Genomic DNA, 20,282 nt, shown 5'->3' with positions numbered 1-20,282 from the left:
GCGCCGAAGTGCCGGCGGTTGCCCGCTCCCGGGTCATGGCCGGGTTCCCGGGATCGTCTTGGCGAAGCAGACGCTGAAGGCTTCGCCCACGTACTGACCGAACAGGGGAACCTCCCGGTAGCCGACGCTCCGATAGAAGGAGAGCGCCGCATGGCTCTCCGGCCCGGTCTCCAGCACGATTTCTCGGATGCCGCGGGCCGCGGCATCCGTCTCGATCCCCGCCAGCAGGCGGGCGGCCACGCCGCGGCCCCGGGCATCGGGGTGAACGAACATGCGCTTCAGCTCCGCCGCGCTGGCGGTGCCGGCCCCACCCACCAGTGCGGCGATTCCCAGGGCGCGGGCCCTCGCATCCCGCACGACGTACACGGCGACACCCGGCTGCTCGAGCTCGTCGACGTCGAGCAGAAAGTTGCTCTCCGGTGGGTACAGCGAGTGGGCGTAATCGCCGCTCAGTCGCAGCAACTCGGCGATCTCCGGCTGCCGCGGGGACTCAATGGTGATGGACGTCAGCATGTGAACAGAGTAAGCGGTGAAGGTGAACCGTGACATTGCGGCATCGATCAGGTAACGTAGACAGGTCGGCTCTTGACACCGCGTTTTTTTGTGTGCGCGGATGGGTTTGTAAGTCAGGATGGGCCGGTTTCCCAGTAATCCGCTGGTGAAAAATCACTGTATGTGAACGGCCCCGGCCATAGACTGCCCGGGTTCTCAGGTTGCGTCGCGTGTGCGGCGTTGTTCTGCCATGTACCCAATACAACCCAGGAACATTTTCCATGCCTAAGAACTTCGATCCCAAGTACTCCGCCAAGGGTGGACCGTCCAAGGGCGGCAGCAAGAGTCCCGGACACCGCGGCCACAACGCCGCCGAGGGTGCACCCAAGAAAGCGCGGTGGAACGCCGGCGAGCGTGCCGACCGTGCCGCCGGCCGCCCCGCAGGCAATGACCGTCCCGCCTACGGCAACGGCCGCCCTGCCGGCAACGGCCGCCCTGCCGGCAACGACCGCCCGGCCTACGGCCAGCGCTCCGAGCGCCCCGCCTATGGCGACCGCCCGAATCGCAGCGACCGTCCCTCTTCCGGTGGAGCCCCGCGCGGAGACCGCCCGTCGTACAACAACGACCGTCCGCGCACGGACCGTCCGGCGTATAACAACGATCGTCCGTCGTACGGCGACCGCGCCCCGCGTACGGATCGTCCGTCGTACGGCGACCGCGCCCCGCGTACGGATCGTCCGTCGTACGGCGACCGCGCCCCGCGTACGGATCGTCCGTCTTATAACAACGACCGTCCGCGTACGGATCGTCCGTCTTATAACAACGACCGTCCGCGTACGGATCGTCCGGCGTATAACAACGACCGTCCGTCGTACGGCGACCGCGCTCCGCGCACGGATCGTCCGGCGTACAACAACGACCGTCCGTCCTACGGCGACCGTGCCCCGCGCACCGACCGTCCGGCGTACAACAACGACCGTTCGTCCTACGGCGACCGCGCCCCGCGCACCGACCGTCCGGCGTATAACAACGACCGTCCGTCCTACGGCGACCGTCCGGCCCGCACCGAGCGTGGCGGCTACGACCGTTCCGAGCGTTCGCACTCCGATCGTCCGGCGCGTCCGGCCCGCTCGGCATCCGATGGCGGCCACTCCAGCAACTTCTACCCCGACCGCGACACCAAGGCGCACTTCGCCGCCGGTGACGACGTCGTGCTTGAGCGCCTCGAAGCCATCGCGACCACGGCCGCCGAAGTCGTCGGCGTGACCTTCGGCGACCTGGGCCTCGGTGAGAACATCGTGCGCGAGCTCGCTACCCTCGGTGCCGCGACTCCGTTCCCGATCCAGGCCGCGACCATCCCGGACGTCCTCGCCGGGCGCGACGTGCTGGGCCGTGGCAAGACAGGTTCCGGCAAGACCATCGCCTTCGGCGCTCCCCTCGTGGAGAAGCTGCTGGAGAACAACGGCGCCAAGGACCGCAAGATGGCCCGCAAGCCTCGCGCGCTCATTCTGGCCCCGACCCGTGAGCTGGCTCTGCAGATCGACCGCACCATCCAGCCCATCGCCCGCAGCGTCGGCCTCTTCACCACCCAGATCTACGGCGGCGTTCCGCAGTACCGCCAGGTCAGCGCCCTCCAGCGTGGCGTGGACATCATCATCGGCACCGCCGGCCGCATCGAAGACCTCATCGAGCAGGGTCGCCTCGACCTGAGCGAGGTCGTCGTCACCGTCCTTGACGAGGCCGACTACATGTGCGACCTGGGCTTTCTCGAGCCGGTTCAGCGCATCCTGCGCCAGACCAAGAAGGGCGGCCAGAAGCTACTCTTCTCGGCCACCCTCGACAAGGGCGTCGCCCAGCTGGTCAAGGAATTCCTGATCAACCCGGCCGTGCACGAGGTTGCCGGCGAAGATCAGGCCTCCTCCACCATCGATCACCGCGTGCTCGTCATCGAGCACCGCGACAAGAGCGCCATCATCGGCCAGCTCGTCGACCGCCAGGGCAAGACGCTGATCTTCTCGCGCACCCGTGCCTACGCCGAACAGCTCGCCGAGCAGCTCGAAGACGCCGGCGTGAAGGCCACCAGCCTGCACGGCGACCTGAACCAGGCTCGACGCACGCGCAACCTGCAGATGCTGACCAGCGGTCGCGTCAACGTGCTGGTGGCGACGGATGTCGCGGCTCGCGGCATCCACGTGGATGACATCGACCTGGTCATCCAGGCCGACGCTCCAGACGAATACAAGACCTACCTGCACCGCTCCGGTCGTACCGGGCGCGCCGGCAAGTCCGGTACCGTCGTCACGCTCATCCCGAAGCAGCGTCGCCGCCGCATGGATGAGCTGCTGGGCCGCGCCGAGATCGAGGCCTCCTTCACGAACGCGGCCCCCGGCGACACGTCGGTGCGCGACCTCGCCGGAATGTAGTCGGCAGCAACTCCATCACCTCCTGAAATAACGCGAGAATGGGCATCCGCCGTCACGGTGGGTGCCTCTTCTCGCGTTGCGGGGCGGGCAGGCCTCAGCGGCGAGCTGCGCGATGCCCGGCTGCCCGCACGATGGCTTTTCGGGCCTCCTCGATCCAGAGCACCGACGACCCGACCAGCACGCACAGACCCCACTGGGCCGACGTGAGGGAGGTCGTGTCGAAGAGTCCCTGGAGCACGTCCAGCTGCACCACGAGGACCTGCAGGATGATCACGGCGGTGAGTGCCAGCCAGATGCTGCGGTTGGTGAACGTCTGGAGTGAGAAAACGGAGTGGGTGTCCGAGCGCACGTTGAGCAGGTTGAACACCTGGTAGAAGACGAAGGTTGTGAACGCGAGGGTGGTGGCGAAGGCCGCGTTGCCCGCACTGTCCGGGAACAGGGCGGACGCCTGGATCAACACGGTCAGGGTTCCCGCGGCCATGACGAGGCCGAGCCCGAGAATACGCAGCATCCTGTCCCGGGTGAGCAGAGGTTCGTCGGACGGGCGCGGAGGACGGCTCATCGTTCCGGGTTCGGCCGGATCCAAGCCGAGCGCCAGTGCGGGTGGGCCGTCCATGATGATGTTGACCCAGAGGATCTGAAGCGCCGTGAACGGCGCGCCCGCGGCCCACCCGGTGACGCCCGCGATCAGGAAGATGAGCACGAATCCCCACGCCGTAGTCAGCTGGAACCTGACGAACTTCAGGATGTTGGCGTAGATGCCGCGTCCCTCCCGCACCGCGGCGACGATCGTGGAGAAGTTGTCGTCGGTGAGGATCATGTTTGCGGCGCCTTTGGAGACATCCGTGCCGGTGATACCCATGGCGATGCCGATGTCGGCCTGCTTCAGGGCCGGCGCGTCGTTGACGCCATCACCGGTCATTGCAACGACATTGCCGCCGGCCTGCAACGCCCTGACCACCCGGATCTTGTGTGCCGGGGTGACCCGGGCGAGCACCCCGTAGTCAGCGGCCCGGGCGGCGAGCGCGTGGTCGTCGAGGTCGTCCAGCGTCGGACCGGCAGCAGCCTCTCCGGGCAGGCCCAGGTTGCGGGCGATGGCCGAGGCCGTCACAAGATGGTCGCCCGTGATCATGTGCACGCGGATGCCGGCGCCGAGCGCCACCGCGATGGCCTTGGCCGCCTCAACCCGGGGTGGATCGACGATTCCGACGATGGCGTAGAGGGTCAGCCCGGTGACCAGGGAGCGACCCGAGTCGTCGCCCGGAACGGTGCCGGCGTCGAGGGTGCGTCCGGCGACCATGATCGTGCGCAGACCCTCACCGGCCAGTTCCTGGATGGTGTCGTGGATTCGTTGCTGCATGGTGGCATCGAGAGGGCGGATGCCGTCGTCGGTGAGCACCGAGTCGGTCAGGGGCAGCAGTGCGCCCGGTGCGCCCTTGGCGAAGCAGCGGTGTCCGGGCGGTCGCGGCAGTCCGGTCGTCGGCTCTGCCGGCCGGTGGAATGTGGCCATGAATTTGTAGTCGGAGTCGAAGGGCACTTCGGCTACCCGGGGGTGGGTCCGCCTCGCAGCTGCGACGTCGATGCCGCCCTTCTCGGCGAGTACGGCCAGGGCTCCTTCGGTGGGGTCGCCGACCAGCATGCCGTCGTTCAGTACGGCGTCATTGCACAGGGCCATGGTCAGGAACGCCTCGGTGAGGTCAGGTAGGGGACGGTCATCGCCAGTGAGGATCCGGCCGTCGGTGGAGTAGCCCTCGCCGGTGATGCGGAAATCGCGGTCATGGGTGTGCAGTCGGCGGGCCGTCATCTCGTTCATGGTCAGCGTGCCGGTCTTATCGGTGGCGATATGGCTGACGCTGCCGAGGGTTTCCACCGCCGAGAGCTGCTTGATGATGGCGCCTCGGGCGGCCAGCCGCGAAGCGCCCATCGCCAGGGTGAACGCGACGACCGCGGTGAGACCCTCAGGAATGGTCGCCACGGCCAGCGAGACGGCGGTGATCAGCAGCTCGGTCCAGGAGTCCCCGCGCAGGAGGCCCAGCACGAAGACGATCGCCACCACGACCAGCGCCGCAACGGTGAGCAGCTGGGCCAGCTGGTCGATCCTCCGCTGCAACGGTGTTTTGTCGTTCTTCACCTCGTTCAACAGCACCGCGATGCCGCCGACGGCCGTGCCCATGCCGGTGTCGGTGACCACCATGGTGGCGCGGCCGCGGGTGACCAGGGTGTTCATGAAAAGCATGTTGGTGCGGTCTGCGAGCGGCAGTTCCGCATCGTCCAGAGCGGGAATCGTCTTCCCGACCGGCTCGGATTCCCCGGTCAGAGTCGCCTCGGCCACCTGCAAACCGGCATTCTCGATGATGCGACCGTCCGCCGGAACGGAGTCCCCGGCGTCGAGGAGCACGATGTCGCCCGGCACAAGATCGGAGAATTGCACCTCGAGTTCGGTTCCGTCCCGCCGAGCGACGGCCTTGCCTTCCGACAGTTGCTGCAGCGCCTGAAGGCTACTCTCGGCCCGCCGCTCCTGCACATAATTCAGAACGGTGTTGAGGATGATCACGACCAGGATTACGATCGGCGTCTCGAGTTCCCGCGAGACGACGGCGCTGACGACCGCGGCCACCAGGAGCACGATCGTCATCTTCTCGCCGAGAAGGCGCACGATCTTGCGCCAGGTCGGCACGCGGTTCGGCTTACGCAGCAGGTTCGGTCCGTATCGCCGACGGCGGTCGTCGACCTCGGATGCGGCGAGCCCGGTGCGGGCGTCGACGTCCTGCGCCGCCATGGTTCCAGCGGCCGAGAGGGTGTGCCAGGCGGCGTGCTCGGTGGCCGCCGCTGCGGGAGAGGTGGTGGGCATCCGTCTGGGTCAGCGATTCGGCCGTTTGCGCGTCACCAGCACCGGGCAGACCGAGAGCCGGGTGCACTGGTCGCTGACCGAGCCCAACAACAGTCCAGCCAGGTTGCCGCGCCCGCGGGAACCGACCACGAGCATCCGTGCCTCACGCGACACCTCGATCAGGCTGCGGGCAGGCCCCGCATGCACGGCCCGGTAGTCGACGCTCACGTGCGGGAAGGCATGCACCAGCACAGCGGTGTCCTCGATCAGTGCGGCCCGAACCGCCTCCGAGTATTCGGCGAACGTCGACACGTAGCCGAACTCCCAGTTCGCGGGCCTGGGTGCGGTGTCGATTGACCAGGCGCGCACGATCACGACCGGGGCGTGCAACGGTGCGGCGAGCTCGAACGCCGTGGTGAGCGCGTGGTCTGCGAAGGCCGAGCCGTCGTGGCCGACGACGATGCCACCGGCCGGCGACGGCGCCGGCGTGGATGCCTCGGCGGTTTCCGGTGTACCTGCGGGGGTGGTGCCTTCGGTGCTCACGGCGGACTCTCCGAACTGGGGGATGAATGACGCAGAAACGATCAGAACACTCCCAGATTAGCGAACTGCCGTTCAGGTGTCCAACGTGGGGGGTGGGACCGGCACGAGCACGGCGAGCAGCTCGTCGAGTTCGTGGCCTTCGGACACCGGATGCCGGAATGGTCGCCCGGGGGCGATCTGGTAGCTGTTGCGCCGCCCGACCCGGGTTCTCGTGATGTACCCGCTCGCCACGAGATCGGCGATGATCTTCTGGGCGCCGCGCTCGGTGACGCCCACCCGGGAGGCCACCTCGCGCATCCGGCACTGTGGATCCCGCGCGATCGTGACGAGCACGTGGGCGTGGTTGGTCAGGAACGTCCAGCGGGCGTCGCTCCCGGGGTTGGGCCGGGGCTCCTGGTCAGGGTCCGATGCGTTCATGTAAGTGAGATTAGTCCACCGGTCTCGCGCCGTCTTGCGCCCGGGGCACGAACGGCGGTCGGTCGGGCGCGTCGACGATCAGGTTCGTGATGCGTGCAGTGCACAGCCGACGGCCCTGGTCGTCGCTGATCACGATCTCGTGGCAGGCGATCGTACGCCCGAGCCGGATGGCCGTCGCCACCCCGGTCACGATTCCCGACCGCGCCGCGAGGTGGTGGGTCGCGTTGATGTCGAGGCCCACCGCGCTTCGCCCCGGGCCCGCATGAATCACGGCAGCCCACGAGCCGAGTGCTTCGGCGAAGGCGACGGATGCCCCGCCGTGCAGCAGCCCGAAGGACTGCCGGTTGCCCTCCACCGGCATCGTCGCGACGACCCGCTCCGCGGACTGCTCGACAATGGTCACGCCCATCTTCTCGTCAAGTTCGCCGAGCGTGATCTTCCAGTTCTCGTTCACTTTTCTCCTCTATCCGGTGGTCGGGCGCGCCGAGACCCGCGAGCCCGGCGCCACCCGCAGCCCGTCGAGCGCCACCGCGAGCACATCGTTGGCGAGTTGCCCGGCATCTTCCGGCCCCTCCGGCCGGTACCACTCCACGATCGAGTTCACCATGCCGAACAGCAGCCGGGTCACGATCCGAGGGTCGATGTCGCCGCGCAGGGAACCCTCGTCGCGGGCCTCCACCACGAGGGCGGACACGGCCCGGTCGAATGCGCGGCGGCGGGCGAGCGCGGCGCGCTCGACATCCGTGTTGCCGCGCACCCGCAGCAGCAGCGTCACGTAGGGCAGCCGGGAGGTGAGCACCTCCACGGCTCCGCGCAGCACCGCGGCGAGCCGGTCGATGGCCGGGCCGCACTGGGCGCTCTGCTTGAGCAGCACCCCTTCGAGTCCGTCGAGGGCCTCGCCGAGAGCCTGTTCCAGCAGCTCCTCCTTCGAGGTGAAGTGGTGGTAGATCGCCGATTTCGACAGGCCGAGGCGGGTCGCGAGCACGCCCATCGAGGTGGCGTCGTAACCGAACTCGTTGAAGGCGGCGACCGCCACCTCGAGGATGGCGGGCTGGTCGTATCCGGGGCGGCCACGTTTGGCCAGGGCTGGTTCAGACATAATCGAGAAGTCTGTCACGGGCCGGGTTCCCGGAGGAGCGACCGGCCCGTGGCTGCGCGGGTTGTGCGGCAGACTCAGCGCAGGTCGTAGACACGCTTGTGCTTGCCGGTGCTGCGCTCGAGCGTACCGGGTTCGACGATCAACACGTTGACGCTGGACCCGATCAGGTCCTTGATCTTATGGATCAGCAGCGCTGAGGCGATGTCGGAGGCCGCATCGCTGGCGTGCTCGTGCCGTTCGATCCGAACGGTCAGTTCGTCCATCCGATTCGGCCGGGTCAGCTCGATCACGAAGTGCGGGGAGAGGCTCGGGATGCTGAGCACGATCTCCTCGATCTGGGTCGGGAACAGGTTGACGCCGCGCAGGATGATCATGTCGTCGTTGCGACCGGTGATCTTCTCCATCCGGCGCATGCCGGGGCGGGCCGAGCCGGGCAGCAGGCGGGTCAGGTCGCGGGTTCGGTAACGGATGACCGGGAACGCTTCCTTGGTCAGTGACGTGAACACGAGCTCACCCTGGGTGCCGTCAGGCAGCACGAGTCCGCTGTCGCCGTCGATGATCTCGGGCAGGAAGTTGTCCTCCCAGAGGTGCGGCCCGTCCTTCGTCTCGATGCACTCGTTGCCCACGCCCGGGCCCATCACCTCGCTGAGCCCGTAGATATCGAGCGCGTCGAAGTCGAGGCGGTCTTCCAGCTCGAGCCGCATCTGATTGGTCCACGGCTCTGCGCCGAGCACGCCCGCTTTCAGGCTGGACGAGCGAGGGTCCATGCCGGCCGCAACCATCGCATCCGTGATCGTCAGCAGGTAGCTGGGCGTGGCCATGATGACGTCCGGTTCGAAGTCCTGGATCATCTTGACCTGCTTGTTGGTCTGGCCGCCGGACATCGGGATGGCGGTGGCGCCCAGCGCTTCGATGCCCGCGTGCGCGCCGAGGCCGCCGGTGAAGAGGCCGTAACCGTACGCGTTGTGCACGCGCATGCCGGGCCGCACGCCGGAGGCGCGAAGGCTGCGCGCCACCAGGCCCGCCCACATCCTGAGGTCATTCTTCGTGTAACCGACGACGGTCGGCAGCCCGGTGGTCCCTGAGGAGGTGTGGATGCGCGCGACCTGGTCCATCGGCACCGCGAACATGCCGAACGGGTAGGAGACGCGCAGGTCGTCCTTGGTCGTGAAGGGCAGCAGGGCCACATCGTCCAGGGTACGGATGTCGTCCGGGTGCACTCCCGCCTCGTCGAACTTGCGGGTATAGAGAGGTACGTTCTGGTAGGCGAGCCGTACGGTCTTCTGCAGCCGGGTCAGCTGTAACGCCTGCAGTTCGTCACGGGACATCCGCTCCTCGGGATCGAGTTCATCCTGGGCCGGGGCGTGCAAGCGGGTCTTGGTCATCGTTGACATGGGGCCTCCTGGTGGAATACGGATCTAAAGTAGGGGAGCGACGGAACCGGGCACGGGAAAGTTGGTGGTGCGGCTGCGCCCACGGAACTCCGCCACCGGCACACTGTGCTCGTTGGCAACGCGCACGTCATACAGTCCGGAGCGACCGCTCTTGGTGCGCAGCACGGCGGTCGCGGTGAGGGTCTGCCCGGCGGCGGTGGGCTTCAGAAAGGTGATGTCGGCGCCCGACGCGAGCGTGACGTGGTGGTCGTCGTTGCAGGCGATCGCAAACGCGGTGTCGGCCAGAGCGAAGACGATCCCGCCGTGCGTCACGTCGAAGCCGTTCATCATGTCGTCCCGCAGGAGCATGGAGACGACCGCGCGGCCGGGCTCTGAGGCGTGCACGACCATGCCGAGTGCGGCCGATGCCCGGTCGTTCTCCATCATTGCCCCGTTGGAGGGCGGTAAAACTTCCGTCATGTGGTTCTCCTCATTGAGTTCCGCGGGCCGCAACGCATGGTTGTGGGGGTCGTAGGGAAACCATATACTAACTGAACGATCGGTTGGTAAAAGTTCGCCAAACCCAGGAGTCAACGATGACAATCCCGCCAGTTCCCTACGCTATCGCTCCGGACAGCGCCGCCACGGTGTCGGCCGAGGAGCAGCAGTTCAACGACCTGATTGCCGCCGATTCGCGAATCGAGCCGCGTGATTGGATGCCGGACGGCTACCGCAAGACCCTCATCCGCCAGATTTCCCAGCACGCGCACTCCGAGATCATCGGGATGCAGCCGGAGGGCAATTGGATCACCCGGGCGCCCAGCCTGAAGCGCAAGGCGATCCTGCTGGCCAAGGTGCAGGACGAGGCCGGCCACGGCCTCTACCTCTATTCGGCCGCGCAGACCCTCGGCATCAGCCGTGACCTGATGACGGAGCAGCTCATCGCCGGCAAGGCGCGCTACTCGTCGATCTTCAACTACCCGAGCCCCACCTGGGCCGACATGGGCGCCATCGGCTGGCTCGTCGACGGCGCCGCGATCTGCAACCAGGTGCCGCTCTGCCGCGCGTCCTACGGTCCGTACGGGCGCGCCATGGTGCGCATCTGCAAGGAGGAGTCCTTCCACCAGCGGCAGGGCTTCGAGATCCTGCTCGAGCTGATGAACGGCACGACCGCCCAGCGCGAGATGGCCCAGGAATCGGTCAACCGCTGGTACTGGCCGGCCCTGCAGATGTTCGGGCCGCCCGATGACGACTCGCCCAACTCGGCGCAGTCGATGGCCTGGAACATCAAGCGGTTCTCCAACGACGACCTGCGCCAGCGCTTCGTCGGAATGCTCGTGCCGCAGGCCGAGGTGCTCGGTGTGACGCTGCCGGACCCGGACCTGCGCTGGAACGAAGACAAGGGCGCGTACGACATGGGCGAAATCGACTGGACCGAATTCCACGAGGTGCTCGCGGGCCGCGGACCGGCGAACGCCAGGCGTCTCCAGCGCCGCCGCGATGCGCACGACGAGGGTCAGTGGGTGCGTGAGGCTGCTGCCGCGTACGCCGCCAAGCAGGCCGTGAAGGCGGTCGCATAATGAGCGCTCCCGGTGCATCCGAGAAGGAGATCTGGCCCCTTTGGGAGGTTTTCGTGCGCTCCAGCCGCGGAATCAGCCACACCCACGTGGGTTCCCTGCACGCTCCCGACGCCACCCTCGCGGTGCGCAACGCGCGTGACCTCTATACCCGCCGCAATGAGGGCGTCTCGATCTGGGTCGTGCCTGCCGACGCGATCACCACGAGCGATCCGGATGCGAAGGGTGCCTTCTTCGAATCGCCCGCCGGCAAGAACTACCGCCACGCGAGCTATTACACGAAGAGCGAAGGGGTGAAGCACCTGTGAGCGACACCATCGAACAGGACGGCCACGGCCACGTCGACGTCGACACGGTCCAGCTCTCCGCGGAACTGGTCGAAGCGGCATCCGTCGCCTCGCACGACGTGGCGGAATACGCGCTTTGGCTCGGCGACGACTCGCTCGTGCTGGCCCAGAACCTGGGCTGGTGGATCTCCCGCGCCCCGGAGCTGGAAGAGGACATCGCCCTCGGAAACATCGCCCTCGACCTGATCGGGCACGCCCGTTCCCTGCTGCACTACGCCGGGGCCGAATCCGGCCGAACCGAGGACGACCTGGCGTACTGGCGTGACGAACCCCAGTGGCGCTCGGCGCACCTGTTCGAGCAGCCCAACGGCGACTTCGCGCACACGATCGCCCGGCAGTTCATCGCGGCACACTACCTGTTCGAGCTCTACAGTGCGCTGACGCGGTCGACGGATGCGACGCTCGCCGCGATCGCGGCTAAGGCCGTCAAGGAGGTCGACTACCACCGCGACCATTCCATCCAGTGGGTGCTGCGTCTCGCTCAGGGTACCGAGGAATCCCGCCGGCGCATGATCACCGGTCTCTCCGACCTATGGCCGTTCGTGGAGGAGCTCTTCGTCGACGAGCCGTCGATCGACCGGCTGGAGGGCGTCGCCGTGCGGCCGTCCTCCCTCCAGGCCTCAGTCCTGGGCGCCATGTTCCCCGTGCTCGCCGAAGCCGAGCTCGAGGTTCCCCGCGGCTTCATCTCCTCCGGGGGCGGGCGCCGCGGCGACCACTCCGAGAACCTCGGGCCGTTGCTCGCCGAGATGCAGGTGCTGGCGCGGGCGCACCCCGGCGCGAAATGGTGACCGCGGCCTCCCTCGCCCGTCCGCGTCCGGGCGACGCGGCGTCGCAGAAGGCCTGGGACATCGCCGCCGAGGTCTGCGATCCGGAGGTCCCCGTACTCACGATTGAAGACCTGGGAGTGCTCCGGTCGGTCGCCGTTTCGGCCGACGGAACCCACGTCATCCTTACGCCGACCTACAGCGGATGCCCCGCGATGGAGGCCATGCGCGACGACGTCCGGGCGGCCCTCACCGATGCCCACTACCAGAACGTCACCGTGGAACTCGTGCTCGCCCCGGCCTGGACCACCGACTGGATGAGCGAGGAGGGCAAGGCGAAGCTGGTCAGTTATGGCATCGCCGCCCCGACCGGCCACTCCGGCGTGCGCCCGACCGGCGCCGTCCGACTCCAACTCGCGGTCAAGTGCCCGCGCTGCTCCTCACTGAATACGCGGGAACTCGCCCGCTTCGGTTCGACGTCGTGCAAGGCGCTCTACGAGTGCCGGGACTGCCTCGAACCGTTCGACTACTTCAAGGTGTTGTAACCATGGCCGCACTCAATCTGGGCAGTACCGATTCAGCCGTTCTCGACCTTGCCGCCGAGCCTACGAAGCGCCGCGCCCGGTTCCACACCCTCGCCGTCGGCGAGGTGCGTCAGCTCACCCAGGACAGCGTCGAGGTGACCTTCCTGGTTCCCGAGGAATTGCAGGGGGAGTTCGACTACGACCCCGGGCAGCACCTGGCGTTGCGCGCCACGATCGGCGGCCGGGAGTTGCGCCGCAGCTACTCGATCTGTCGTCCGCACGCGCTCGGCTCGGTCAGCGTCGCGATCAAGCGCGACCTCGGCGGGGTCTTCTCCAGCTGGGCGAACACCGAACTCCGGGCCGGGGCCCGCCTTGACGTGATGAGCCCACAGGGTACGTTCACCACTGCGCTGGATACTCTGGACGACAAGCACATCGTCGGAATCGCCGCCGGCAGCGGGATCACGCCGCTGATGTCGCTCGCGCACACCGTGCTCGAACGCTCGGAGACCTCCCGCTTCACGCTCGTCTACACGAACCGCACCGCGCTCGACGTGATGTTTCTCGACGAACTCGCCGACCTGAAAGACCGGTACCCGGCCCGGCTGGCACTGCACCACGTTCTCTCGCGCCAGTCCCGCTCCTCCGCCCTGCTCTCCGGCCGGATCGACGAGGAGAAGCTGCGCCTGATGCTGGCCAGCATCATCCGTCCCGCCGCCGTCGACGAGTGGTTCCTCTGCGGGCCGTTCGAACTGGTGCAGTTGTGCCGCGACACGCTGGAGAGCGTGGACGTCGAGCCGGGCCACATCCGGTTCGAACTGTTCACGACGGGGGAGCCGACACACGCGGCCGGCGACACCGGGCGGCCGGTGGTCGTCGAAATCGGCGACAAGACCTTCGAGATCGAGTTCACGCTCGACGGCGAGAGCGCCACGGTGACCACGCCCGTCAACGCGAAGGAGAGCATCCTGAACGCAGCCCTGCGTGTGCGGCCGGACGTTCCGTTTGCCTGCGCCGGGGGAGTGTGCGGCACCTGCCGCGCCAAGCTCGTCAGCGGTGACGTCACGATGACCGAGAACTACGCCCTCGAACCGGACGAACTGGCCCGCGGCTACGTGCTCACCTGCCAGTCGCACCCAACGACCGACCGGGTCGTCGTCGACTACGACGTGTAGCGCCACTCGCCCATCAGGTATGGCGCGCAAGCGCAGAAAGCGGTTCCCGTGATCGAGCTGTCCATCCGGGACGACGTGGCCTACGTCGTCCTGAACGCCCCCGACAAGCTGAACGCGCTCGACGAGGCAGGCCTCGCCGAGCTCGCGGCCTCATACGAGACCGCGGAGGCGGCCGGCGTGCGCGCCCTCGTGCTGCGCGGCGAGGGCCGCGCATTCTGCGCGGGCCGTGACATCGCGGGCGTCGACCCGAGCGACGACGATGTGATGGGTTTCCTGGGGGGACTCGTCACGCCGTTGCTGCAGCGCATGAGCGCCTTCCCGGCGCCCACCTTCGCCGCCGCGACCGGGGCCTGCCTCGGGGTAGGCCTCGGCCTGCTGATCGCCACGGATGTCGTCTACGTGGCTGACACCGCGAAGATCGGGTCCCCGTTCGCGAACCTCGGTGCCACGCTGGATTCCGGCGGCCATGCCCTGTTCGTCGACCGGCTCGGCGCGCACCGCACTCTCGACCTGATCTACTCCGGCCGGCTCATGTCGGGCGCGGAGGCCGTGGCCTCCGGCCTGTTCAGCCAGGTCTTCCCGGCCGACGAGGTGACGGCTGCCACGTCGACGGCCGCCCAACGGGCCGCACAGGGGGCAACTCAGGCGTTCCTCGCCAGCAAGGAGCTCGTGCGCGCCCTCCGGGACGACCGGCTCGGCCTCTGGCAGAGCGTCGCCGCCGAGAACCGGGCGCAGGCGGCCCTCTGCGACACCGCTGATTACCGGGAGGGCTTCGCCGCCTTCCAGCAAAAGCGCAAGCCCGCGTTCACCGGCCGCGACTGACCGGCCGCGACTGACCGGCCGCGACTGACCGGTCCCGTCCCTGTCCGCCCGCAGCACCCGCGCGCCGCCCTTGGCGCGGGCGACGGATGCCGCTAGACGGCCGCGCCACCCAGGTAGGCGTTGTGCACCTCGGGGAGTTCCACGAGTTCGGCCGGGGTTCCCGTGAGGGCCACCCGTCCGCGGTGCATGACCACTGCCCGGTGCGCGATCTTGAACGAGGCGCGCACATTCTGTTCCACGAGGAGAACCGCGAGCTGCTTCTCGACGCAGAGCCGGGAGAGCACGTCCATGATCTCCGCGACCACCTTCGGCGCGAGGCCGATGGACGGCTCGTCCAACATGATCGCCGTCGGGTCCGCCATCAGGCCGCGCCCGATGGCCACCATCTGCTGCTCGCCACCCGAGAGGGTTCCGGCGGCCTGACCCATCCGGGTACGCAGCCGGGGGAAGAGCTCGAGGATCGAGTCGACGTCGCCGTGGCCCTTCTTCGTCCAGGCACCCAGCATGAGGTTGTCCCGCACCGAGAGGGTCGGGAAGCACAGCCGGTTCTCGGGCACATGGGTCAGGCCGAATCCGGCCATCTTCTCCGTGGGCTTCCCGGTGATCGTGCGACCCTCGAGGGTCACGCTGCCCCCGGTGGGCCGGATGAGACCACTGACGGCTCGCAGCAGGGTCGTCTTACCGGCACCGTTTGAGCCCACCACGGCCACGATCTCCCCGCGCGCCACCTCGAAGCTGACCTCGTGCAGCACCGCGAGCTTGCCATAGCCGGCGTCGAGTCCGGAAACGATCAGCGTCATGCGTGCTCCTCCAATTCGTTCAGTTCCGCTTCGGCCTCGTCGAGGTCCGTGCCCAGGTAGGCAACCACCACGGCGGGGTCGTTGCGCACCGACTCCGGGTCGCCGTGCGCGATGAGCACACCGTCGTCGAGCACCGCGACATGGTCGGCGAGGGACATCACCTGCGCCACATCGTGCTCGACGAGCACGATCGTGAGCCCGGCGGTCCGCAGCCGGCGCAGCAGCTCGGCCATCACCTCGCGCTCCGCGCCGGATAGGCCGGCCATCGGCTCGTCGAGGAGGATCAGGGCCGGCTCGGCGGCCAGAGCCCGGCAGACCTCCATGATTCGCTGCTTGCCGAACGACAGATCTGAGGCCGAGTCGTCCGCGGCATCCGAGAGTTTCATCGACTGCAGGATCTCGAAGGACGCGGCGCGGTGGGTGCTCTGCTCACCCGACTGCAGCCCTAGCATTCCGCGGAGGACGCCCGCGCTTCCCTTGCGGTACCTGCCCATGTACACGTTGCCGACGACATCCGTCGAGGTGAAAACCTGCAGGTTCTGGAACGTGCGGGTCAGCCCGTGCGCGGCGGCGACGTGCGGCTTGCGGCCGGAGATGACCTGGCCGAGGAACGTGACGGTGCCTTCGCTTGGGGTCAGTGCTCCGGAGATCATGTTGAAGCAGGTCGTCTTGCCGGCACCGTTGGGGCCGATCAGACCCAGGATGCTGCCGGCCGGCACGGTGAGGTTCACATCGTTGACGGCGACGACGCCGCCATATCGTTTGCTCAGTCCCTCGAGGACGAGGATCGGCTCACCGGCCGCGACAGGGGTGCTGACCGCCGGGAGCTGCGGGATCGTCGTGGCATCCTCCGGTACGTGCGCATGCGCGTCGCCGGGTGGGCGCTTTCCGCCGAACGGCAACTTCTGCCACAGCGTGGTCGCCGCCTGGTGGAGGCCGCCGGGCAGGAGCAGGATCACCAGGATCAGGACGATACCGTAACCGAGCAACTGCACCTCTCCGGTGGCGCCGGGGAAGATGGCCGGGATGACGTCGCGCATGCCCTCGCCGAGGAATTGCACGAGGAAGGCGCCCGCGACGGCGCCCCAGACCGATCCCAGGCCTCCGATGACGACCATCAGCAGGATCGAGACCGACAGGTGGAATTCGGCGGTGGCGGGGCTCACGATTGCGACCTGGTAGGCGTAGAACACGCCGCCGAGACCCGCGAATCCGGCGGAGAGCACGAAGACTTTCAGCCGCAGCGCATAGGTGTTGACGCCGAGGCTCTCGGCGGCGAGTTCGGAGTCGTTGACGGCCGAGAGGGCGCGACCGGCACGGCTGTGGGTGAGGTTGAGGGCCAGGATGAGCCCGATCACCACGAACGGCGTCACGAACCAGAGGAAGAAGCCGCTGTTGTCGATCGGGATCCCGAGCACCGTGGGTCGCGAGATGCCGTAGATGCCCGTGGTTCGTCCGGTGACATCCCATTCGCGCACGCCGATCATCACGATGAAGCCGAGCCCCAGCGTCGCTAGCGCGAGGTAGTGGCCGCGCAGGCGCATCAGCGGAAGGCCTACGAGCAGGGCGACCAGCATCGCGGCGAGAACACCGACGGTGGCCGCGACCGGGCCGGGCAGATCGAGCTTGGTCAGCAGGATCGCGTGGGTGTACGCACCGATCGCGAAGAACGCGGCCTGCCCGAGGCTGACCTGCCCGGCCAGACCCATCAGCAGGTTGAGCCCGATGGCCGGCAGGGCGAAGATCATGGCGAACACGACGATGTTCATGACCGAGGAACTGGCCGTGAAGGGGACCACGATCATCAGCGCGACGAGCACGCCGCAGCCGATCAGCGTGCTCTTGTTGTTCGCCCAGAAACGCGCGCGGAGGGGGCGCGTCCCGGCGAGGCTAGGTGTGGTTGCATGTGTCATTTCGCTACACCCTGACCGCTGTGGGCTTGAGAACGAGGCCCTGGGGACGGACGACGAGCACAAGGATGAGGATGAGGAAGGCGGCGCCGTCCCTCAGGCCGGACGAGACGTACCCGGCCACGTAGGCCTCGATCACGCCGAGCAGGAGAGCCCCGACGATCGCGGCACGAAAGGAGACGAAGCCGCCGAGGACGGCGGCGACGAAGCCCTTGAGGCCGAGCAGCACGCCGCCCGACCAGAGCGAGAGGTAGATCGGGGAAGCCACCACGCCGGCGACACCCCCGACGAAACCCGCAATCGCGAAGGCCAGGACTGACGCGGTGACCGGTGAGATCCCCACGATGCGCGCCGCAACGGGCTGCTCCGCACACGCCCGCAGGGCCTTGCCCCAGCGCGACTTCTCGTAGAAGAGTACGATTCCGCCGCCGACCACGACGAGGGCGCCGATCATCCAGAACTCCTGAGAACGGATGCTCACCCCGCCGATCAGGATGTTGGTCCCCGGGAACAGGGGCACCCCCTTGGCCTCGGGCCCCCAGGCCAGGAGCATGATCGCCTGCAGCAGAGTCGAGACGCCAAGGGTCAGGATGATGGATGTGAGTGGGGTCAGCTTCTTCACCCGCGCGATGATCAGCCGTTCCATCGCAATGGCCACCAGGGTCACCGAGAGGATGGCGACCAGGACCGCGAGAAGGAGCGGCATCCCGGCCGCGGCGAGCCAGGCACTCCCGAGTCCTGCCAGCATCGCGAACTCACCCTGGGCGATGTTGATGACGTGGCGGACCGTGTAGACGGCGATCAGGCCGACGGCGAGCAGGGCGTAAACAGAGCCCTGTGAAAGCCCTGCCACCGTCAACTGCAGGAAATCAGTAAGCACGATCAGTCCTTGACGAGGTTCCAACGACCATCCTCGGCCTCAGCCAGGATGAGGGCGGAGGCGTCGAGGCCGGAGTGGTTCTTAGCGGTCATCTGGAAGACTCCGGAGATCCCGGTCCACTGGGCGCTCTCGAGTTCGTCGCGCAGGGCATCCGCGTCGGTGCCGGCGGCCTCGATCGCGTTGACGGCGATGTGCCAGGCGTCAAACGCGTGGCCCGCGAAACCGGACGGCTGCTCGCCGTAGGCCGCGTTGTAGTCCGCCTGGAACTGCTCGATGACCTCGCGCTGGGTGTTGTCCGCCGCCAGCTGGTCGGCGACGAGCAGGCGGCCCATCGGGGCGATGACTCCGTTAGCGGCGTCACCGGCGGCGTCGAAGAACGCCTGGTTCGAGATGCCGTGCGAGTGGTAGACCGGCTTGTTCACGCTGAGTTGCACATAGGCCTTCTGGGCCAGGCCGGCCGAGGGGTTGATGCCCCAGATGATGACGGCGTCGGAGTCCGAGCCGCGCACGTTGGTCATCTGCGGGGTGAAGTCGGTCGCGCTCGGCTCGAAGGCCTCCGTCATGACCAGGGTGATGCCGCGCTCGGCGCCGAGGTCCGTGATGTACTCCGCGACCCCTTCGCCGAAACCGCTCGCGTCGCGCACGAGGGCCAGCTTGGTGTATCCCTTCGCCTCGGCGTCGTCGAGGATGCGCTCGAGCACGACCACGTCGTTCTGCGCGGTCTTGAAGACCCACTCCGAGCCCTCGACGATGGCCACGTTGGCCGCGACGGAGATCATCGGGATCTTCGCGGCTTCCGCGATGGGGCGCATGGCCAGGCTGGGCCCGGTGCGTGAGGCACCGATGATGATGTCGACCTTGTCGCTCTCGATCAGCTTGCTCGTGGCCTTGGCCGCGCCGTCCTCGGTCGACTGGTTGTCGATGATGGTGAGTTCGACGTCGCGGCCGTCGATGCCGCCGTCGTCGTTGAGCTGCTTGGCCAGCATTGTGAGCGTGTTCTGCTCCGGCACGCCGAGGCTGGCGCCGACGCCGGTGACGTCGAGAACCGCGCCGATCTTGATCGGGCCGGCCTCCGCTGCAGGGTCGTCCTTGGCCGTTCCCCCCAGGTTCGAGGTGCTGCATCCGGCCAGCGCAAGGGCTGTGATAACGGCAATCGGCGCGATGAAACGCAGACGAGACTTCTTCATTGGAATCTCCTTCAGAGGAACAGATAATTAGTGACCGACCAGTCGTTCACTAATTCAGGTGTGGGCCTGACAGTACCGTGGCATCGCTGCGCGCGGCAAGGGTCCCGAGGCAGTCGTTCGTAACGAGTGGGTGACGGTGTCGGCGGTGACAGGATGTCCGTCGCCGCCCGGTCCGTCAGGCCAGCGCGAGCATTCCGGCCGCGCCGAGGGCGAGCGCGAGGCCCAACCACTGCACCGGTGCGATCCGTTCCCGGAGCACCACGGCGGCGAGCAGGATCGTGCCGGCCGGGTACATTGCCGTGAGTACGCTCATCACGCTGAGGTCCCCGGCGCGCATGCCGAGCAGCAGCAACACATTGGCCACGACGTCGATCACGCCGCAGGCCACGGCCAGCCGCAGCCCGATGGTGAGCGTCGAGCGGGGCTGCGGCGCGGCATCCGTCACCGGTCTGAACGAACCCGTCATCGGCGCGGTCGTCACCAGTGAACGTCGCCGCCGCAACGCGACCAGGGCGAGCAGCCCGACCACCGAGAACATGATCGCCGCATTCACCGCGCGGTTCATCACCAGCGGCACGAGCCCGCTGTCCGCGGGGGTCAGGTCGATCATCACCATGAAGGCGCCGATCATCGTGCCGGAGCCGAGGGCCATCAGCACGCCGAGCAGGCTCGGCCGCACGGCGCCGCGCTCGGGAACGAAACCCACGAGCAGCACCGCCACGAGCGCCAGGCCGAGCGCCCAGTAGCCGATCGGGGCGAGGCGGTCGCCGCCGGCCAGCCCCACCGTCATCGGCACGACCGCCGACACCACGGCCGTGAGCGGCGAGAGGATGCTCATCGGCCCGATCGCGAGGCAGGCGTAGAGCAGCGAGATCGCGATTGCGCCGCTGACTCCGGACAATCCGCCCCACAGAACGGCCGACGGCGACCAGACCCCTACCACAAACGGTAGGGCGAGCAGCAGGGCCACGAGCCCGGATGCCGCGGCGACGGCCGTCACGAGCAGGGAACTCATGCGCTTGGCGGCGAGCCCACCAAGGAAGTCGGCACTCCCGAAGATGAGTGCGCCGGTGAGGCCGAGGACCGCGGTAAGCATAGAAAATGAGTTTAGCGAGTGGC

20 protein-coding genes are annotated in these 20,282 nt (G+C 67.7%); 7 read left to right on the top strand and 13 right to left on the bottom strand.

The annotated features are described in order from the left end of the window. Positions 1-33 precede the first annotated feature (33 nt). A complete protein-coding gene (locus E3O22_RS04915) occupies positions 34-513 on the bottom strand; it encodes a GNAT family N-acetyltransferase (RefSeq protein WP_134394019.1) in 480 nt (159 codons plus the stop codon). A 260-nt stretch (positions 514-773) separates the two neighbouring features. Here E3O22_RS04915 and E3O22_RS04910 point away from each other — a divergent pair, with 260 nt between their 5' ends. Beyond that, positions 774-2,915: a DEAD/DEAH box helicase gene (locus E3O22_RS04910; protein ID WP_134394018.1), complete on the top strand. Its 2,142-nt coding sequence runs from the start codon at positions 774-776 to the stop codon at positions 2,913-2,915. Between the two features lie 94 nt (positions 2,916-3,009). Here E3O22_RS04910 and E3O22_RS04905 read toward each other — a convergent pair whose 3' ends face one another. The 7 genes from E3O22_RS04905 to paaI all read right to left on the bottom strand — a co-directional run bounded on the left by E3O22_RS04905 (position 3,010) and on the right by paaI (position 9,657). After that, complete coding sequence (locus tag E3O22_RS04905; protein WP_134394017.1) at positions 3,010-5,766, bottom strand: HAD-IC family P-type ATPase; 2,757 nt, start codon at positions 5,764-5,766, stop codon at positions 3,010-3,012. 9 nt (positions 5,767-5,775) lie between these two features. After that, positions 5,776-6,288 carry a universal stress protein gene (locus E3O22_RS04900; protein WP_198410568.1) on the bottom strand — a complete coding sequence of 171 codons (513 nt, stop codon included), beginning with the start codon at positions 6,286-6,288 and terminating at the stop codon, positions 5,776-5,778. Between the two features lie 72 nt (positions 6,289-6,360). Continuing rightward, positions 6,361-6,705, bottom strand: coding sequence for a winged helix-turn-helix domain-containing protein (locus tag E3O22_RS04895; protein ID WP_134394016.1), 345 nt, complete (start codon positions 6,703-6,705; stop codon positions 6,361-6,363). Positions 6,706-6,715: 10 nt separating this feature from the next. After that, on the bottom strand, positions 6,716-7,114 hold the full coding sequence (locus tag E3O22_RS04890) for a hotdog fold thioesterase (protein WP_134394050.1): 399 nt from the start codon (positions 7,112-7,114) through the stop codon (positions 6,716-6,718). A 54-nt stretch (positions 7,115-7,168) separates the two neighbouring features. Further along, a complete protein-coding gene (locus E3O22_RS04885) occupies positions 7,169-7,804 on the bottom strand; it encodes a TetR/AcrR family transcriptional regulator (protein WP_134394015.1) in 636 nt (211 codons plus the stop codon). Positions 7,805-7,878: 74 nt separating this feature from the next. Continuing rightward, positions 7,879-9,189: a phenylacetate--CoA ligase PaaK gene (paaK, locus tag E3O22_RS04880; RefSeq protein WP_134394049.1), complete on the bottom strand. Its 1,311-nt coding sequence runs from the start codon at positions 9,187-9,189 to the stop codon at positions 7,879-7,881. A 33-nt stretch (positions 9,190-9,222) separates the two neighbouring features. Next, positions 9,223-9,657 carry a hydroxyphenylacetyl-CoA thioesterase PaaI gene (paaI, locus tag E3O22_RS04875; RefSeq protein ID WP_134394014.1) on the bottom strand — a complete coding sequence of 145 codons (435 nt, stop codon included), beginning with the start codon at positions 9,655-9,657 and terminating at the stop codon, positions 9,223-9,225. 116 nt (positions 9,658-9,773) lie between these two features. Here paaI and paaA point away from each other — a divergent pair, with 116 nt between their 5' ends. Genes paaA through E3O22_RS04845 form a run of 6 tightly spaced genes read left to right on the top strand, consistent with a single transcriptional unit; the run spans position 9,774 to position 14,386 of the window. Next, positions 9,774-10,757: a 1,2-phenylacetyl-CoA epoxidase subunit PaaA gene (gene paaA, locus E3O22_RS04870; RefSeq protein WP_134394013.1), complete on the top strand. Its 984-nt coding sequence runs from the start codon at positions 9,774-9,776 to the stop codon at positions 10,755-10,757. Next, positions 10,757-11,062 (top strand): 1,2-phenylacetyl-CoA epoxidase subunit PaaB, encoded by a 306-nt coding sequence (gene paaB / locus E3O22_RS04865; protein ID WP_104102564.1) that lies wholly within the window; start codon positions 10,757-10,759, stop codon positions 11,060-11,062. Before paaA ends, paaB begins: the two co-directional genes overlap by 1 nt. Continuing rightward, positions 11,059-11,889, top strand: a complete 831-nt coding sequence (gene paaC / locus E3O22_RS04860; protein WP_134394012.1) for a 1,2-phenylacetyl-CoA epoxidase subunit PaaC — start codon at positions 11,059-11,061, stop codon at positions 11,887-11,889. The genes paaB and paaC overlap by 4 nt, the downstream gene beginning before the upstream one ends. Then, positions 11,883-12,410 carry a 1,2-phenylacetyl-CoA epoxidase subunit PaaD gene (paaD, locus tag E3O22_RS04855; protein ID WP_134394011.1) on the top strand — a complete coding sequence of 176 codons (528 nt, stop codon included), beginning with the start codon at positions 11,883-11,885 and terminating at the stop codon, positions 12,408-12,410. The genes paaC and paaD overlap by 7 nt, the downstream gene beginning before the upstream one ends. A gap of 2 nt (positions 12,411-12,412) precedes the next feature. After that, positions 12,413-13,564, top strand: coding sequence for a 1,2-phenylacetyl-CoA epoxidase subunit PaaE (gene paaE, locus E3O22_RS04850; RefSeq protein WP_134394010.1), 1,152 nt, complete (start codon positions 12,413-12,415; stop codon positions 13,562-13,564). 48 nt (positions 13,565-13,612) lie between these two features. Then, positions 13,613-14,386, top strand: a complete 774-nt coding sequence (locus E3O22_RS04845; protein ID WP_134394009.1) for an enoyl-CoA hydratase/isomerase family protein — start codon at positions 13,613-13,615, stop codon at positions 14,384-14,386. A 92-nt stretch (positions 14,387-14,478) separates the two neighbouring features. Here E3O22_RS04845 and E3O22_RS04840 read toward each other — a convergent pair whose 3' ends face one another. From E3O22_RS04840 to E3O22_RS04820, 5 genes are all read right to left on the bottom strand, one after another. Next, positions 14,479-15,186 carry an ABC transporter ATP-binding protein gene (locus E3O22_RS04840; RefSeq protein WP_134394008.1) on the bottom strand — a complete coding sequence of 236 codons (708 nt, stop codon included), beginning with the start codon at positions 15,184-15,186 and terminating at the stop codon, positions 14,479-14,481. Then, positions 15,183-17,099, bottom strand: coding sequence for an ATP-binding cassette domain-containing protein (locus E3O22_RS04835; protein ID WP_134394007.1), 1,917 nt, complete (start codon positions 17,097-17,099; stop codon positions 15,183-15,185). The genes E3O22_RS04840 and E3O22_RS04835 overlap by 4 nt, the downstream gene beginning before the upstream one ends. A gap of 4 nt (positions 17,100-17,103) precedes the next feature. Further along, the gene (locus E3O22_RS04830; protein ID WP_166784560.1) at positions 17,104-17,976 is read right to left on the bottom strand and encodes a branched-chain amino acid ABC transporter permease; all 873 of its coding nucleotides are present in this window, start codon (positions 17,974-17,976) and stop codon (positions 17,104-17,106) included. 2 nt (positions 17,977-17,978) lie between these two features. Next, positions 17,979-19,163, bottom strand: coding sequence for an ABC transporter substrate-binding protein (locus E3O22_RS04825; protein WP_134394005.1), 1,185 nt, complete (start codon positions 19,161-19,163; stop codon positions 17,979-17,981). Positions 19,164-19,338: 175 nt separating this feature from the next. Further along, positions 19,339-20,259 carry an EamA family transporter gene (locus E3O22_RS04820; protein WP_134394004.1) on the bottom strand — a complete coding sequence of 307 codons (921 nt, stop codon included), beginning with the start codon at positions 20,257-20,259 and terminating at the stop codon, positions 19,339-19,341. Positions 20,260-20,282: the final 23 nt, after the last annotated feature.

This window comes from Cryobacterium sp. TMT2-18-2 (assembly GCF_004402245.1).
In the GTDB taxonomy this organism is placed as follows: Bacteria; Actinomycetota; Actinomycetes; order Actinomycetales; family Microbacteriaceae; genus Cryobacterium; species Cryobacterium sandaracinum.
The sequence above is the reverse complement of the archived record's forward strand: the minus strand, read 5'-3'. Positions and strand labels throughout refer to the sequence as shown.

Bases quoted from the DNA above. Each gene is read 5' to 3' on its own strand.
- E3O22_RS04915 (WP_134394019.1), bottom strand. From the start codon at position 513: ATGCTGACGTCCATCACCATTGAGTCCCCGCGGCAGCCGGAGATCGCC.
- E3O22_RS04910 (WP_134394018.1), top strand. From the start codon at position 774: ATGCCTAAGAACTTCGATCCCAAGTACTCCGCCAAGGGTGGACCGTCC.
- E3O22_RS04905 (WP_134394017.1), bottom strand. From the start codon at position 5,766: ATGCCCACCACCTCTCCCGCAGCGGCGGCCACCGAGCACGCCGCCTGG.
- E3O22_RS04895 (WP_134394016.1), bottom strand. From the start codon at position 6,705: ATGAACGCATCGGACCCTGACCAGGAGCCCCGGCCCAACCCCGGGAGC.
- E3O22_RS04890 (WP_134394050.1), bottom strand. From the start codon at position 7,114: ATGGGCGTGACCATTGTCGAGCAGTCCGCGGAGCGGGTCGTCGCGACG.
- E3O22_RS04885 (WP_134394015.1), bottom strand. From the start codon at position 7,804: ATGTCTGAACCAGCCCTGGCCAAACGTGGCCGCCCCGGATACGACCAG.
- paaK (WP_134394049.1), bottom strand. From the start codon at position 9,189: ATGACCAAGACCCGCTTGCACGCCCCGGCCCAGGATGAACTCGATCCC.
- paaI (WP_134394014.1), bottom strand. From the start codon at position 9,657: ATGACGGAAGTTTTACCGCCCTCCAACGGGGCAATGATGGAGAACGAC.
- paaA (WP_134394013.1), top strand. From the start codon at position 9,774: ATGACAATCCCGCCAGTTCCCTACGCTATCGCTCCGGACAGCGCCGCC.
- paaB (WP_104102564.1), top strand. From the start codon at position 10,757: ATGAGCGCTCCCGGTGCATCCGAGAAGGAGATCTGGCCCCTTTGGGAG.
- paaD (WP_134394011.1), top strand. From the start codon at position 11,883: ATGGTGACCGCGGCCTCCCTCGCCCGTCCGCGTCCGGGCGACGCGGCG.
- paaE (WP_134394010.1), top strand. From the start codon at position 12,413: ATGGCCGCACTCAATCTGGGCAGTACCGATTCAGCCGTTCTCGACCTT.
- E3O22_RS04840 (WP_134394008.1), bottom strand. From the start codon at position 15,186: ATGACGCTGATCGTTTCCGGACTCGACGCCGGCTATGGCAAGCTCGCG.
- E3O22_RS04835 (WP_134394007.1), bottom strand. From the start codon at position 17,099: ATGACACATGCAACCACACCTAGCCTCGCCGGGACGCGCCCCCTCCGC.
- E3O22_RS04825 (WP_134394005.1), bottom strand. From the start codon at position 19,163: ATGAAGAAGTCTCGTCTGCGTTTCATCGCGCCGATTGCCGTTATCACA.
- E3O22_RS04820 (WP_134394004.1), bottom strand. From the start codon at position 20,259: ATGCTTACCGCGGTCCTCGGCCTCACCGGCGCACTCATCTTCGGGAGT.